The organism is Microbacterium sp. NPDC060117 (assembly GCF_042729315.1).
Lineage (GTDB): Bacteria > Actinomycetota > Actinomycetes > Actinomycetales > Microbacteriaceae > Microbacterium.
In genome coordinates, this window is record NZ_JBHWXR010000001.1 from 610,154 (window position 1) to 625,758 (window position 15,605).

14 protein-coding genes are annotated in these 15,605 nt (G+C 69.6%); 6 read left to right on the plus strand and 8 right to left on the minus strand.

Annotation, left to right across the window (positions count from 1 at the left end):
- Positions 1–72: 72 nt before the first annotated feature.
- The 5 genes from ACFWCK_RS02715 to ACFWCK_RS02735 form a co-directional block, all read right to left on the minus strand.
- Positions 73–1,875, minus strand: coding sequence for a cytochrome c biogenesis protein ResB (locus ACFWCK_RS02715; RefSeq protein ID WP_378804421.1), 1,803 nt, complete (start codon positions 1,873–1,875; stop codon positions 73–75).
- 76 nt (positions 1,876–1,951) lie between these two features.
- Entirely contained in the window at positions 1,952–2,713 is a 762-nt protein-coding gene (locus tag ACFWCK_RS02720) for a cytochrome c biogenesis CcdA family protein (protein WP_378804423.1), read from the minus strand.
- A gap of 106 nt (positions 2,714–2,819) precedes the next feature.
- Positions 2,820–3,512: a TlpA family protein disulfide reductase gene (locus ACFWCK_RS02725; protein WP_378804424.1), complete on the minus strand. Its 693-nt coding sequence runs from the start codon at positions 3,510–3,512 to the stop codon at positions 2,820–2,822.
- A gap of 79 nt (positions 3,513–3,591) precedes the next feature.
- The gene (locus ACFWCK_RS02730; protein ID WP_378804425.1) at positions 3,592–4,575 is read right to left on the minus strand and encodes a 1,4-dihydroxy-2-naphthoate polyprenyltransferase; all 984 of its coding nucleotides are present in this window, start codon (positions 4,573–4,575) and stop codon (positions 3,592–3,594) included.
- A gap of 171 nt (positions 4,576–4,746) precedes the next feature.
- Entirely contained in the window at positions 4,747–6,063 is a 1,317-nt protein-coding gene (locus tag ACFWCK_RS02735; RefSeq protein ID WP_378804426.1) for an aminotransferase class I/II-fold pyridoxal phosphate-dependent enzyme, read from the minus strand.
- Between the two features lie 177 nt (positions 6,064–6,240).
- Between ACFWCK_RS02735 and ACFWCK_RS02740 the strand changes: the two genes are divergently transcribed.
- The 3 genes from ACFWCK_RS02740 (at position 6,241) to ACFWCK_RS02750 (ending at position 9,150) form a co-directional block, all read left to right on the plus strand.
- Positions 6,241–6,696 (plus strand): nuclear transport factor 2 family protein, encoded by a 456-nt coding sequence (locus ACFWCK_RS02740; protein WP_378804427.1) that lies wholly within the window; start codon positions 6,241–6,243, stop codon positions 6,694–6,696.
- 369 nt (positions 6,697–7,065) lie between these two features.
- Complete coding sequence (locus ACFWCK_RS02745; protein ID WP_378804428.1) at positions 7,066–8,601, plus strand: DUF222 domain-containing protein; 1,536 nt, start codon at positions 7,066–7,068, stop codon at positions 8,599–8,601.
- Between the two features lie 126 nt (positions 8,602–8,727).
- Positions 8,728–9,150: a group III truncated hemoglobin gene (locus tag ACFWCK_RS02750; RefSeq protein ID WP_233310257.1), complete on the plus strand. Its 423-nt coding sequence runs from the start codon at positions 8,728–8,730 to the stop codon at positions 9,148–9,150.
- 205 nt (positions 9,151–9,355) lie between these two features.
- Here ACFWCK_RS02750 and ACFWCK_RS02755 read toward each other — a convergent pair whose 3' ends face one another.
- A complete protein-coding gene (locus ACFWCK_RS02755) occupies positions 9,356–9,814 on the minus strand; it encodes an Lrp/AsnC family transcriptional regulator (protein ID WP_267920594.1) in 459 nt (152 codons plus the stop codon).
- A 72-nt stretch (positions 9,815–9,886) separates the two neighbouring features.
- On the opposite strand from ACFWCK_RS02755, the gene ACFWCK_RS02760 reads away from it, so the two are divergent.
- Complete coding sequence (locus ACFWCK_RS02760) at positions 9,887–11,317, plus strand: DUF6421 family protein (protein WP_378804429.1); 1,431 nt, start codon at positions 9,887–9,889, stop codon at positions 11,315–11,317.
- A 126-nt stretch (positions 11,318–11,443) separates the two neighbouring features.
- Positions 11,444–12,133, plus strand: a complete 690-nt coding sequence (locus tag ACFWCK_RS02765) for an SDR family oxidoreductase (protein ID WP_233310254.1) — start codon at positions 11,444–11,446, stop codon at positions 12,131–12,133.
- Between the two features lie 43 nt (positions 12,134–12,176).
- On the opposite strand, the gene ACFWCK_RS02770 is transcribed toward ACFWCK_RS02765, so the two are convergent.
- Positions 12,177–12,869 (minus strand): TMEM175 family protein, encoded by a 693-nt coding sequence (locus ACFWCK_RS02770; protein ID WP_378804430.1) that lies wholly within the window; start codon positions 12,867–12,869, stop codon positions 12,177–12,179.
- Between the two features lie 60 nt (positions 12,870–12,929).
- Positions 12,930–14,411: an MFS transporter gene (locus ACFWCK_RS02775; protein ID WP_378804431.1), complete on the minus strand. Its 1,482-nt coding sequence runs from the start codon at positions 14,409–14,411 to the stop codon at positions 12,930–12,932.
- A gap of 105 nt (positions 14,412–14,516) precedes the next feature.
- On the opposite strand from ACFWCK_RS02775, the gene ACFWCK_RS02780 reads away from it, so the two are divergent.
- Entirely contained in the window at positions 14,517–15,584 is a 1,068-nt protein-coding gene (locus ACFWCK_RS02780) for a threonine aldolase family protein (protein WP_378804432.1), read from the plus strand.
- The last annotated feature ends 21 nt before the right edge of the window (positions 15,585–15,605 follow it).

Sequence of the window (15,605 nt, forward strand, 5' to 3'; positions counted from 1 at the left end):
CGGACCCCCCTTCCGGTTCCACGCTAGGAGCGAGACCCGTGGGGGTCGATGGGGAGAACTCCCCATCGGGGGTCAGCGCTGCGGTTCCTCCGCCGCGTCTGCGGCCTCGTCGCCCGTGTCATCGGCGGCCGGTCGCGCCGCGGTGCCGCCGTCGGCGTCGAGCAGGCGGGCGTGCCCGTCGCGCAGGTCCTCGACGGCGGCGGCAAGGGTCGGATCCTCTCCGCGCGCGAGTCCCGCGTACTCCAGGCGCACGGTCGTCCCGCTGCCCGGGCCGTCGACCACGACGGCCTTGACCCACATCCGCCGGCGCGGCACGAACAGCGCGAGCACGAGGCCGACCAGCGCGAGCGCCGCGAACACCAGCACCCACTGCTCCGAGGGGTCGTGGTGGATCTGCAGCGAGACGTAGCGCTTGACCGACTGCGTGTAGTCCTTCGCGTCCTTCGGGGCCTCGTTGTCGAACGTGATGGTGCCCATGCCGTTGGGCAGCGCGGTCGTCTCGCCCGGGGCGAGCTCGATCGACTTCACCCCGGTCTTGCCGCCGGTGAGCTGGGTCATCGAGCCCGTGTCCAGCACGTACACCGAACGCGGGGTCCCGTCGTCGATGCCGAGATCGCCGGCGAACACGTTCAGCGTCAGGGTGGGGTTCACCAGGGCCGGGTAGACCGAGGTGAGCGCGCCGGTGGCCAGCTTCGCCGAGGTCGGGTAGAAGAAGCCCTGCAGGCCGAGCTGCTGGGGCAGGCCATCAGCGACCTTGACGATGCCGATCGACATCATCGTGCTGTTGTTCTGCGGCAGGAACGGCACCGAGTCGTGGAAGACCACGTCGCCCTTGGCGTTGTGGACCGTGATGGTCGGGGCGTACCCGTTGCCGAGCAGGTAGACCCTGTCCCCCGCGATACCGAGCGGGTGGTTCACCTTCACCTCGGCCTTGTGCGGATCCTGCCCCGGCTCCGAGACCGTGACGTTCGCGGCGAAGTCACCGGCCTGCCCCGAGGACGACTTGCCCTGCTCGAACGGCTGGTAGGTGACGTCGAAGGAATCCAGCGTCATCCGGTAGGGCGCGAGCGCATCGTCGGAGACGAAGCGGCCGCGATTCATCGACGAGTAGTCCAGCAGTGTGTTCACGAAGCTCGTGCCCTGCACGACCACGCGCTGACCGGTGTAGGCGAAGCTGCCTCCGACACCGACAGAGACCAGCACCCCGAGCAGGGCGAGGTGGAACAGCAGGTTCCCGGTCTCGCGGGCGTAGCCGCGCTCGGCGGAGACCGAGAAGCCGCGCTTGTCGTCATAGCGTTCGACGCGGTAGCGCAGCGCGCGCAGCTGCTTCTCCGCGATCGCGATGCTCTGCTCCGCCGCTGCCCGGGGGTCGTCCCCCACGACCGTGCGATCGAGGACGCGGTGGTCGTCGAGGCGAGACAGGCGCACCGGGGTGCGCGGCGGACGCGAGCGCAGCGCCTTGAGGTGATGCTTGATGCGCGGGATCACGCAGCCGACCAGCGAAAGGAACAGCAGCAGGTAGATCGCTGAGAACCAGGCCGACAGGTAGACGTCGAACAGCTGCATCGAGTCCATGATCGGGAACAGATCCGGATGGTCGACCTTGTACTGCGTGACGCCGTTCGGATCCGCCATCCGCTGCGGGAAGATCGATCCGGGGATCGCGGCGATCGCGAGGATGAGCAGCAGCACGAGGGCCGTGCGCATGCTGGTGAGCTGCCGCCAGCCCCAGCGCAGCCAGCCCACGACGTTCAGCTTCGGCGCGTCGACGCCGTCGCCACGGGAGTCCCCGTCGCCGTCGATGTGGTCGCTCGGGCGGAGCGGATCGGTCGAACGATCGGCGCCCGCCTTCTTCTTCGAGCTGTCCTTGTTCATTCTCGGTCCCTGAGGCTCTCGAAGGGTCGTGGTCGCGGATGCCTCGCGCTGGTCGCGGTCCTCGGCAGCCGGGGAGTCAGAGCGGGAGTTCGACACTGCCGACCACCGCCCCGATGCTCGACATGATCGCCTTCCAGACGCCGGTCACCATGAGCAGCCCCAGCACGATGAGCAGTGCACCTCCGACGATGTTCACGACCCGCACGTGCCGGCGCAGGAACGACAGCGAACGGGTCGCCCAGCCGAAGCCCAATGCCACGAGCAGGAAGGGGATCCCGAGGCCCAGCGAGTATGCGACTCCGAGCCAGACGGCACGGCTCACGTCGCCCACGTTGACCGACAGCGCGACGATCGCAGACAGCGTCGGGCTCAGGCACGGGCTCCAGCCGATGCCCAGCGCGACGCCCAGCAGCGGGGCGCCGACGAGGCCGGCACGGCCGGACACGTTCATCCGCACGGTGCGCTGCGCGAAGCCGAAGACACCGATGAAGACGAGGCCCATGACGATGATGACCGCGCCGAGGACGCGGGTGATCAGATCGCCCCAGCGCAGCAGGAACACGCCCGCCGTGCCGCCGACGACCGCCATGAGGATGAACACCAGCGTGAAGCCGAGGATGAACAGCAGCACCCCGAGCACCATCTGGCGTCGGGTGGGTGCCTTGGACGTGCCGTCCTGCGCGGGCGCGGATCCGCCGACCGCTCCCCCGACGAAGCCGAGGTAGCCGGGCACGAGCGGCAGCACGCAGGGCGAGAGGAACGACAGGAGACCTGCGAGCATGGCCACCGGAAGGGCCGCCCAGAGGGCGCCGGATCCGACGATCGCGTCGACGTTCACGCCCTCGCCCTCCGCGGGGCGGGAATCGCCGATACGTGTGTCGCCACGTCGGGAACCGCCGGGGCCGACATCGCCGCGTCGACCGGCGTGCGGGGTGTGCGCGCGCTCATGCCTTCTCGTCCAGCGCGTCCTGGACCAGGGTCTCCAGGATGGAGGCCGAGCCGATCGGTCCGATCACGCGCGCGGCCACGCGGCCCTGCTTGTCGAGGACGAGCGTGGTGGGCGTCGCCTGGATCGAGGTGACCTCCGCGAACGCGAGCTTCGCGTCACCGGTGTTCACGTCGATGATGCTGGGGTAGGTCACGCCGTACTTGTCGTTGAACGCCGTGGCGGTGCCGGCCTGGTCGTAGGTGTTGACGCCCACGAACGAGACGCCCTTGCCGTCGAACTTCTGCCAGACCGACTGGAGGTCGTCCGCCTCGACCCGGCAGGGCCCGCAGGCGGCGTACCAGAAGTTCACGACCGTGACATCGCCCGCGATCTGAGTGCTGCTGAACTTCTTGCCGCTCTCGAGCGTGCCGCCGAAGCTCACCGGCTTGCTGCGGTCGGCCGGCTTGATCTCCTCGACGCGCATGCCGTCGGAGCCGATGTACCCCTTGTTGTCGCCGTTGCGATACTGATCCGCCACGGGATCGCTCGAGCAGGCGGCGAGACCGCCGGCGAGCGCGACGCCGAGCACGGCGGCCGTGGTCCGGGTGAGGCGGGAGCGACGGGAGGAGCGTGCGGCCCGCCGGTCGCCGAGAGCGGCCTCACCGAGAGAGCCGGTGGACGCGGACGGGCGCGACGAACTCAGAGGCATGCTCCGAATCCTACGAAAAGACTCTATGCACACGGTGGGCGGGCGCCGGACGGTCATCGCGAGCTCGGACTCCGAACGCTCACACCGTGGGCGAGATGAACGCCCAGAACAGCGCCCCGGCGTACGCGAGCGTGCCGAGCGAGGTGAGCGCCAGCGCGACGACGAGCTCCTTCGGCTCCCGGTACGCCCACACGATCACGAGCGCCGGCAGGAACGCCAGCAGCGCGAGCAGCCCGACCCAGGCGACCGGGTAGAACAGGGCGAGCAGTACCAGGGCCAGGAACGGCAGGATCACGAACAGCGTGTACATGACCTGCGTGGCTCTCTTGCCGATCACGACGGTCAACGTGCGCTTGCCCACGACGCGGTCCTGGTCGATGTCGCGCAGGTTGTTGGCCAGCAGCACCGCGCACGCGAAGAGTCCGACCGCGATGGCGCCGATCCACGCCTCCTGCGGAAGCTTCAGCGACTGCACCCAGGTCGTGCCGAGAGTGGCGACCAGTCCGAAGAAGACGAAGACGAAGACCTCACCGAGTGCGTTGTAGCCGTAGGGGCGCTTCCCGCCGGTGTAGAACCAGGCGGCGACGATGCACACCACGCCGACCGCGATCAGCCACCATTGCTGGGTGCGGATCGTGATGCCGAGGCCCGCGATCGCGGCGAGCGCGAAGAAGGCGAGGCCCGTGTACAGCACGCTCTTGGCACTCACCCGGCCCGAGGCCGTGAGACGGGCCGGGCCGACCCGGTGCGCGTCGGTGCCGCGCACGCCGTCGCTGTAGTCGTTCGTGAAGTTCACCCCGATCTGCAGGCACACGGCGACAGCGAGGCACGCCAGCGCGATCACCCAGTGGAACTGCGGATCCCCCAGCCGCGCCGCACCGGTGCCGACCAGCACCGGGGCGATCGCGAGCGGCAGCGTGCGGGGGCGGGCGGCGCCGATCCAGTCGCCCAGGGTGACCGGCGGCAACTGCTCGATCGGACGCTTCGCGGGGTTGCCGGAGCGGGCGCGCGACACTGGGCGCGCGGACGCGGGTGCGGTCTTCTTGGTCTTGCGGTTCGCCACGCAGGAATCCTAGCGGCGACGGCTATCCGCACCCGCGCCGCAGCCGTGCCGTCGCCTCCCGTCTCATTTCCCGCGAGACTGCACTGACGTCGCGAGACGGCACGATTGTCGTGCAGTCTCGCGACGATCATGCAGTCTCGCGGTCGGGACCGCGCGGCGGCGCGGATCCTCTCAGCGCCGTCGGGCGTCGGCGATCGCGGCCCGGAGGTCGTCGGCGAGCATGCGCAGCTCGGCGTCGCCGAGGGTGTGCGCGGTGAGGCGGATCTGCGGCGAGGCCTCATCCGGCTCGAGCAGGAAACCGCCGCCCGTGCGCACCAGCCAGCCGCGTCGCATCATCGCCTCGGACACGGCGCGGCCGTCGGCCCCGCACTCCACCCACACGTTCAGTCCGTCGTCGCCGCGCACGGTGATGCCGCGCTCGCGCAGCAGCGCACGCAGAGCATCCCCGCGCTCGGCATAGTGCGCCCCGGCGCGCTCGAGCGCGGCGGGCGTGTCCGGATGGTCGAGCATGCCGACGGCGACACGCTGCAGGATCCGGCTCACCCAGGTCTTGCCGGGCGACAGACGGGTGCGCAGTTGGGCCGCGGTGTCCGGATCCGAGGCGAGCAGGGCGAGGCGCAGATCCGGACCGAGGAACTTCGACATCGACCGCACCAGCGCCCAGCGCGGATGCCCGTCGGGGATCACCGAGTGGTAGGGCCGTCGCGAGAGCAGCGAGTAGTGGTCGTCCTCGATGATGAGCACGTGCGGCGCCTCCGCGAACACCGCGCGCAACTCGGCCGCCCGCTCGGCACTCAGGCTGATGCCCGTGGGGTTGTGCGCCCGAGGAGTGCATACGACCGTGCGCGCACCTGCGTCGATCGCCGCCCGCAGGCCCGCGACGGTAATGCCCTCCTCGTCGAGGGGGATGCCGACCGGGCGGTATCCGCCGAGCCGGACCACGTTGATGCTGGACAGGAAGCACGGATCCTCGAGCCCGACCACGTCGCCATGGGCGAGCGAGGCCACGAGGAGCCGCTCCAGCGCGTCGACCGCGCCCGAGGTCACGGACAGTTCGAACGGACGCGGTTGGGCCGCGGCGAGCCATCCGGTGGCCCAGGTGCGCAGGCCCTCGTCGATGAGCGCGTCGCCGTAGAGCGCCGGCGTGCGCAGGTCGACCTCGGCGAGCACGGGCAGCGGCAGGAGGTCGGGATCCGGGTTGCCGCTGCCGAGGTCGCGCAGCACGGTCTCCGCCGCGAAGCCCTCCTCCTCGGTGCGCACGGGCCCCGCGACCACGGTGCCACCACGACCGCGGCTCTCCACGGCGCCGGCACGGGCGAGTGCCCGGTAGGCGGCGGCGACGGTGTTGCGGTTCACGCCGAGACGGTCCGCCAGGCCTCGCACGGTGGGCAGTCCCTCCCCCGCAGCGAGCGCGCCGGATCCGATCAGGGCGCGGATCGAGTCGGCGATCTCATGCGCCGTGCTGCCCTGGATCGCGGTGTCCGTCACGGATCCAGCCTAGGGTGCGCCTCGACGGCACGGGCGGAGAGGGATCCGTGGCGGTCTCGCGATGCACTGCTGCTGCGAACAGCGGCCTGAGGTCGCGTCGGATGTGCGGCCGCCGTCGATCGCCCGAATCGAAGAATGCTCTTGATCCACACGACTCGAACAACCGACGATGTGGAGATGGTCTACTCGATGATCGTGCGAAAGAAGGTGCGCGACACCTTCGATCAGATCAACGCGGGAAACTACGCACCCATGGTCGAAGGCCTCGCCTCCCCCTTCGAGTACGTCTTCCACGGCGTCCACGCGCTGGGCGGGCGTCGGGTCACGAAGGAGGCGATGAACCGGTGGTGGGAGCGAACACTCGCTCTTCTTCCCGGAGCCCGGTTCGATGTCCAGGACGTGCTGGTGCGCGGCGGACCCTGGAACACCCGGATAGCGGTTCGCTCGCGCGTGACCGGGCCGCTCCCCGGCGGCGAGGTGTACGAGAACATCGTCTTCCAGTTCATGACGCTGAAGTGGGGGAAGGTGACCTCGGTCGAGACGGTCGAAGACCTCCAGATCCTCGAACGTGCGCTGAAGATCGTGGCCGATGCGGGTAACGCCGAGGCCGCCGCGGCACCGATCGTCGGCTAGACGGAGGGGATGCTTCCTGCGGATGAAGACGACGAGACGGCCGGCTCGTGGGAAAGCTGGACCGCGGTTCTCGAAAGGACTGCTCACCCTCTTCGGGTTCCACAGTTCGCTGACTGGTCGGCTGATCCGGGAGTCGCGAACAGCAGCGCTGGTCCCTGGGACTACTTCTGGGGTTCGTCACGATCGCGCGTGTGTCCGCGATGCTGACAGGAATCATTGCCGCGACGGGGGCGTTCTTCGTAGCTTCGCTTGCACCCTGAGGGCAGGATCCGACTGCCAGAACAACCGTGACCTACTTGTAATTTTTTCTCGGTCTGATCTGGTTCTTTCAGGGTCGGGAATGTCGGTGGCCCCGGGTTGAATGGGGGTATGACGAGCTCGACCGGCACGGTGGTGGATCCTGGGGTGGACCCGGTGGATCCGGTCGTCGTGCTGGGCGCGTTGACGTCCATGGTGCAGGACACGGAAGCGACGATCATCCGACTGCAAGCGGTGCGGGAGGCACAGCTCGCGGTCGCGCAGCGCCTCGCCGAACACCTCGCGTCAGAGTCAGGGTCGGGTGTACGGGGCGAGGCGGTGGAGCTTGCGTCCCGGTCCGTCGCGGCGGAGTTGGCGGGGGTGCTGCACGTGTCGGACCGGGTCGTGCAGGCACGGATGGCCCGCGCCGCAGAACTCGTCACCCGGTACCCGGTCACGATGCAGGCGTTCACGGAGGCGCGGATCGGCCCGGCGCATGTGCGGCAGATCCAGGACGCCGGAGCCCGCCTGGACGACACTGCGCGAGGGGAGTTCGAGCAGGTCGCGGTCGCCGCATCCGTTGGTGAGACCCCGCACCGGGCGAAGCGGGTGATCGAGCGGATCGCGGAACGCCTCGCCCCGCGCAGTCTGACCGAACGGCACCGAGACGCGCAGGAGAACCGTCGGGTGTGGCGGGAGGACCTCGGCGATGGGCAGAAGATGCTCGGGCTGATCCATGCCGCCGCGATCGTCGACGGGATCTACGACCGACTCACCCAGCAAGCCCGGACGGTCCACATCGCGAACACCCGGGCGGGGAAAGACGACGCGGGACGCGACATCGACGCGGACGCGCTCGGGGGTCCGGCCGACGACCGCCTGATCGATCAGTTGCGCGCGGATCTCTGCGCGGACACCCTGCTCACGGGGGCGCCGTCCGGACACGACACGGCGGACGGGCTGCTCGGCGCGATCCAGGCGCGGGTCGAGATCACTGTGCCCGTACTCACCCTCATGACCGCCGGCACCGAGACGAACGGTTCACTAACGCACGCGACCCGATGGACAGCAGGTGCGAGCGGAGCGGCGGCTGGCGCGAGCCCCGCGCTCGGCGTCCACACCGAGCAGCCCCTCGAGCTCACTGGCACGACCGACGGCGTAAGCGGCTCGAGCACGAGCACGCCGTTCGGTGTCCGTGTCGAGCAGCCCGGGGAACTCGCCGGTGGGCAGCCCATCGACACCGACACGGCCCGGATCCTCGCCGGCGGAGCTACCGCCTGGGAACGGGTGCTCACCCACCCGGTCACGGGGGCGGTCCTCGCCGTGGATCATTACCGGCCCAACACCGACCTGCGGCGGCTGCTGCATGCGAGAGATTCCCGGTGTCGGTTCCCGACCTGCGGGCTCCCGCCCACAGCCCACGACCTCGACCACACCGTGGACGCCGCATGCGGAGGCCCGACTGAGGAAGGCAACCTCGGCGGGCTCTGCCGAAGGCACCACGTGTTGAAGCATCAAACGGCGTGGAAGTTGAAGCAACGCGGCGCCGGGGTCCTCGAGTGGACCAGCCCTACCGGAGCGACCTACATCGACCGGCCTCCCGCGCCCGTGACCTTCACCATCGACGAACCTGATCCACCACCGGCCCGAGAACCGGCGCCCTTCTGACCCACCGGACAGATCCGGACCGTCGCCGCCCTCGCGCGGGCATCGCTCGATCCCCGACCGCTTGCGCCTCGTCGTGAACCCGGCCGAGACCATCCGGCGGCCCCGTCCGCGACCTACCCTGGAGCCATGCCCGACATCCGCGATCGCGACGACATCCTCGTGCTGGTGCGCACCTTCTACGAGACCGCGTTCCAGGATCCGATGATCGGTCCGATCTTCACCGAGGTCGCGCACATGGACCTCGAGCACCACCTGCCGATCATGGGCGACTTCTGGGAGAGCGTGCTGTTCCAGTCCGGGGGTTACCGCCGCGACGCACTCGCGCTGCACTCCGCGGTGAACGCGAAGCAGCCCCTCACCGCGGAGCACTTCGACCGATGGCTGCAGTTGTGGACCGAGACCGTCGACCGACGGCACGAGGGACCCGTCGCCGACGCCGCCAAGACGCAGGCGGAGCGCATCGGGCTTTCCATGCAACGCCGGTTGCACGGGCTGTCCGGCAGCCTGCTGGACACGATCAGCATCCGCCCCGGCGCCGCGACCGCCTGACGCCGCCAGCGGTCGACGACCTCGCCTGCGCTCAACGATCGGCGAGCACGGTCAACGATCGGCGAGCACGGCCGGCGAGCGCGGCCGGCGATCGGCGCACACGGCCGGCCGATGGCGAGCACCGTCAGCGACCGGCGAGCACCGTCAGCTACCGGCGAGCACCGTCAGCTACCGGCGAGCACGGTCAGCCGATGGGCGAGCGCGATCAGCGATCGGCGAGTGCCGGCACGACCGGACGGTGCTCGTAGAACGTCTGCAGCACGACCGTCGTCCTCGTGCTGACGTTCGCAGCGAGGCGGATGTCACGGACCAGCTGCTCCAGATGCCGCGGCGACGCGACCCTCGCAAACAGCATGTAGCTCGCATCGCCCGCGATCGAATGGCACGCCTCGATCGCATCGAGGTGCTCGAGCAGCTCCGGTGCGTTGTCGGGCTGGGCGGGGTCGAGCGGGGTGATCTCGATGAACGCAGCCAGCGGCTTGCCCACCGCCTCGGCGTCGATGACGGGGCGGTAGCCCGAGATGACGCCGCGCGACTCGAGCCGGCGCAGCCGCGCCTGCACGGCCGACACCGACAGCCCCACGGTCTCGGAGAGCTGCGCGAGCGTGGCCCGCCCGTCCTGCGAGATGGCGGCCAGGATAGCGAGGTCGACAGGATCGTCCATGCATGGAATAATATCGGAGTCAGCGAATTTCTGCAGGAATATTTCCTGCGCAATCCACGATCGGAGGTCCCGATGTCCCTCATCACCACCCACAGCAACGCTCTCATCGGCGAACCCGAGGTCGTCGAGGACGCGTCCGTGGCCGAGACCAGCGCCGCGTGGACGCTCCTCAAGGATGCCGCGATCGCGCTGCGTCCGCTGCAGATCAAGGATGGATCCGTCCCGAACGCGGACGACCACGATGCCGCCCGCGCCCACGTCGCCGCGATCGTCGCCGGCATCCGCGCGCTCGCTCCTGCTTTCCCGCACGACGCCGAGTACCTCGCCGCGTCCGTCGTGGACTTCGAGCGCTGGGCCGGCGAAGGCTTCGGCGTGCCCGACTTCCTCGACTCGCTCATGGCCTTCCAGCCGCAGCAGCACCGCGTCGACGGCATCCGCCACCTCGTCGTGTTCCCCATGTACACGCAGAACGGCTCCAGCGACCGTCTCGTCGAGGCGCTCATCGTCGAGACGATCTGGCCGGAGTTCATCGCCGACCTCGAGGCCGGCGACTACGGCAACAAGCTGTTCGTCTCGCTGCGTCTGATCGACTTCACCCCCGGTTACGACACCAACTCGGCCGTGCTCTTCCCGGAGACCGTCGCGATGCGTGAGATCCCCTCCTTCACCTGGGGCGCGATCTTCCAGGACCGCGAGGCGGCGCGCTACCGCCGCGTCGTGCGCGCCGCGAGCGAGATCACGAACCTGGATCTTCCCGAGCGGGCCGCCGCGATGCTCGACGACCAGGAGCTCGCCGAGAAGACCTTCGTGATGTGGGACATCATCCACGACCGCACGCACATGCGCGGCGACCTGCCGTTCGATCCGTTCATGATCAAGCAGCGCATGCCCTTCTTCCTGTACTCGCTCGAGGAGATGCGCTGCGACATGACGGCGTTCCGCGAGTCGGTCAAGATCGAGCGCGCCTTCGACGCGCGCATCGCGGCCGGCGAGCAGCTCACCCCGAGCGAGCAGGAGATGCACGACTACGCACACCTCGTGCAGTACGCGGTGATCTTCGACCGCATCTTCCGCTTCGCCATCACCGGCAACCGCACGCGCAACTACGACGCCGTCGGCGGGCAGCTGCTGTTCGCCTGGCTGCACCAGCGCGGAGTGCTGCACTGGACCGACACCGCACTGGCCTTCGACTGGGACAACGTGCCCGATGCCGTGGTGGCCCTCGGCGACGCCATCGACGACCTGTACTGGCACTCGATCGACCGGCCCAAGACCGCCCACTGGCTCGCCGCGTACGAGCTGGTCCGCGGCACGCTCACCCCGCACCCCGCATCGCAGTGGGCCCGCGGCCTGTCCGACGAGATCCTCGCCGGCGCGCCCAAGGGCTACACCGATGCGGTGCTGGACGACGAGTTCCCGCTGTCGATGTTCTTCGAGACGCTCGACAAGAAGATGAAGCCGGTCATCGAGTCGACCGTGGGCATCCGCGGCACCGACGGCTGAGCCCCACCCACTCCTACCGAGCCACCCCTTTTCGCGCGAACCACCCCTGTGTGACCCGCGCGAAAAGGGGTGGCTCGCGCGGAAGAGGGTGGTTGGATGAGGGCACACGAGACTCAGGGAGACACCATGACCGCCGCAGGACGCACCGTCCTCCTGGCCGGGGCGACCAGTCCGTCCGGCCTCGCCATCGCACGAGCCCTGATCACCGCCGGGGCGCGGGTGATCGCGGTGGGGCGCGATCAGGGCAAGCTCGACGCGCTCGCGGCGGCGGCGCATCCGAGCGGGACGAGCGGCGCGGGATCGATCCGCACCGAGCGGTGTTCGCTCACGAACGAGGCCGAGGTCGCGGCGCTCGCCGCGCGCCTCGCCGATGACGGCGAGCATGTCGACGGACTGGTGCCACTGGTCGGAGGCTGGCGCGGCGGCGGCGGCCTCGCCGGGCAGACCGAGGAGGACTACCGCGCCCTCGAGCAGGCCTTCACGGCGGTGCGGGTGACGAGCCGCGCGTTCGACGCCGACCTCCGCGCCTCCGAGGCGGGCCGGTTCGCGATCGTCTCCTCCATCGCGGTGGCGCGGCCGCTCGCCGGCGGCGCGAACTACGCCGCCGTGAAGGCGGCCAGCGAGGCCTGGACGCGCGCCGTCGCGCAGGGCTTCGCCAAGGCCGCCCGCGATGCCGAGCAGCCGCTGCGCGCCGCCGCCGTGGTGCTGCGCGTGCGCGGCCTGGACGACGTCATCGATGCGGTCGCCGCGCGGATCGTCGCTCTGTGGGACGAGGATGCGTCCGAGCTGAACGACCGCGTCATCGACGTGGCCTGACCAGATCCGGCCACGCGGTCGCCCTGGTCGCGCGCGGCGCGGTTCAGCCGCGTTCGGCGCTGTCCTGTGCGGTACGGCCCTTCCGGCTGACCCTGCCACGGGCGAAGAGCGCCTGAACGGGCCCCGAGAGCACCAGCAGGAACATCGCCCCGTAGCCGATCGCCGGCACCAGCACGGCGATGAGGAGGGCGATCGCGAACATCGCGCTCGTCACGATCTCGGCGATGATGCCGCGGCGCAGCGATTCCGGGTCGATCCGGTGGAGCTCCGGGCGGCGGCGCAGATACAGCCGGGTCGCCAGCATGAACAGCGACGACGCCAGCAACGCCCCGATGTAGAGCAGCTTCTGGGCGGTGTCGGGATCCATCGCACCGAGCAGCGCCGTCGACACCGGCAGCCACACGATCGTGAGCATCCAGCCCACCTGAAGCCAGACGAGCGGGGAGGTGACCTTCTCGACGCGGTCGAAGACACGATGATGGGTCATCCAGAAGACGGCGATGATGAGGAAGCTCAATCCGAAGCTGAAGAGCTGGCTGTGCTCCTCCTGCACGAACTCGAGCGAGCTCTTGCCCTCGCGCGCGAACTCGGAAACGCTCTCCAGCAGCGGCAGGATCAACAGCGTCATCGCGATCGCGACGACCGCATCCTCGAAGGCCTTCAGCCGTTCGGCGGAGAGCAGAGGATGGCTCGGCTCTGGCGTCGGTGTCTCGGCATCCGCGGCGGGCTGGCTCACTCCCGCATGCTCCCGTACTCGCCGGATCCGGTCAAGGCGCCGCGCCCCGGCGACTCCGGGTCAGCCCCGGTCTTCGATGTCCGCGGGTGCGGGCGCATCCGCGGACGCATCCGCCGCAGAAGTCCGTTCCGGCCCGTCCCGACCGTCGGGCGCTGCGACCCGCTCCGCCGGGACGGCTGCGCCCCCGGTCGCGAGATCGTCCAGAGGGGTCTGCTCGGCGACGACCTGTTCGGGAGCGTGCGCGTAGAGCTCCGTGAGCCTGCGGTACGAGCGGGTGAAGAACGCAAGACCCCCGACGAGCACCATGATGAGCCCGGCCCACAGGCAGATCAGGGCGATACCGCGCGCCTCTCCCTCCCCGAGCAGCCACCCCCACTGCCGCTGCCCGGCGTCGCCCTTCATGTAGGGGATGATCAGGAACTCGGCGAGCGGGGCGATGAGGAACGCCGTGACGGGAGCAGCGGCCGCCTCCATCGCCGCCGCCACGCCGAACACACGCCCCTGCCGCGCGAACGGCACGACCTTCTGGATCACGGTCTGCTCTGCCGCCTCGACGGGCGGAACCAGGGCCATGTAGATCCACATGCCGACGACGTAGAGCGGCCACCACTCGCGCAGCATGAAGATCGCGCCGAGCAGCCCCATCGCCATCACGACCAGCAGCATGGTGCGCATCGGCTTCGCACCGAGCCCGTACTTCGCCACGACGGCGCCGCCGATCAGGAACCCCGTGGAGGAGAAGGCGAGCGCGAAACCCCAGGTCTGCGCGTCGAACAGGGTCAGCCCGTAGGGATCCATGAGCGCCAGGTAGACGCCCCCGATGAGGTTGTTGAACGTCGAGAACACGATCAGCGCGAACAGCCCGGGGGCCTGCCTGATCGCCCTCGCACTGCCGCGGAGGTCGAGCGCGCCGGGTGCGTCGGGATCCCGCTTCGGGCGCCCCTCGGGGATCCGCAGGAACAGCAGATGGAGCAGGGTGAGGATCATCGCCGCGATGGCGATCGCGAGGGTCCACCCCATGCCGAGGAAGCCGATCGACAGGCCGGAGAACACGCTCGTGACCAGGAAGGCGATGCCCTGCACGGTGCCGACCAGACCGTTGGCGTTGGCGTGCTTCTCCGTCGGCACGAGCAGCGTCACCGTGGTGGAGAGCGCGATGTTGCGCAGCTGCTCGATCACTCCCCCGAACAGGATCACCGCCGAGAACAGCCAGAACCAGGGTCCGCCGAGATCCAGCAGCGAGGCTTCCGGGCGCGCCAGGTAGATGCCGCCCGCGACGAGGAAGGCGGCGGCGGAGACCACGCTCGACAGCACCATCACCGTGTGCTTGCGGCGCCGGTCGACGATCGTGCCGAACACCATGGCGAAGAACGCGATGAAGAGCATGTAGGCGCCGCCGATGACACCCGTGGCGAGCACCGAATGCGTCTGGATGTAGACCCAGAACGTGAGCGCGAACCAGAGGAAGCTCGTCGTCACGTTGGCGATCAGCGTGTTGACGAGCACGCCGACGAATGCCCGCGAGGCGACGGTGCCCTTCATATCCTCGAGCGTAGGACGGGGTGGGGACATCCGGAACCCGGGCGGGGCTTCCGCGAACGCGCCCGGCGGCCCCGTGAGCGGACCGCCGCAGAATAGACTGGACCGGTGAGCGTTCTGCACGATACAGCCCTGCGCGGCTTCGCGTCCGACAACTATTCCGGCATCCACCCCGAGGTGCTCGCGGCGATCGTCGAGGCTAACGACGGCCACCAGATCGCCTACGGCGAAGACCAGTACACCGAGCGGCTGCAGGAGGTCTTCCGGCAGCACTTCGGCGAGGGCGTGGAGGCCTTCCCCGTCTTCAACGGCACCGGCGCCAACGTGACGGGTCTGCAGGCGATGCTGCCCCGCTGGGGCGCCGTGATCTCGGCCACGACCGCGCACATCAACGTCGACGAGGGCGGAGCGCCCGAGCGCATCGGCGGCTTCAAGATCCTGTCGGTGCCCACCGAGGACGGCAAGCTCACGCCCGAGCTCGTCGACCGGGAGGCGTGGGGGTGGGGCGACGAGCACCGCGCCCAGCCGCTGGTCGTCTCGATCACGCAGTCCACTGAGGTCGGCACGCTCTACACCGCGGACGAGATCCGAGCGCTGGCCGACAACGCGCATGAGCGCGGCATGAAGCTGCACCTCGACGGCGCCCGCCTCTCGAACGCCGCCGCCGCCCTCGACCTGCCCCTGCGCGCCTTCACGCGCGATGCCGGCGTGGATGTGCTGAGCTTCGGCGGCACCAAGAACGGCGCGATGCTCGGCGAGGCGATCGTCGTCCTGACCCCGGGCGCCGCCGACGGCCTGGTCTACTCCCGCAAGTTCAACATGCAGCTGGCCTCCAAGATGCGCTTCGTGTCCGCGCAGCTCATCGCGCTGCTCGAAGGCGACCTGTACCTGCGCAACGCACGGCACGCGAATGCGATGGCCCAGCGGCTGCGCTCCTCGCTCGAAGCCGGCATCGCCGACGGATCCATCCAGGGCGTGGGCTTCACCCAGCAGACCCAGTCGAACGGCGTGTTCGCGACTCTGCCGAACGGCGTCGCCGACCGCCTGCGCGAGACGTTCCGGTTCTACGACTGGGATGCCGCGCGCAACGAGGTGCGCTGGATGTGCGGCTTCGACACCGCCGAGTCCGACATCGACGCGCTGGTCGCGCTCGTCGCGCAGGAGACCAGCCGGTAGGGATCCGTCCTCCGGATCCCC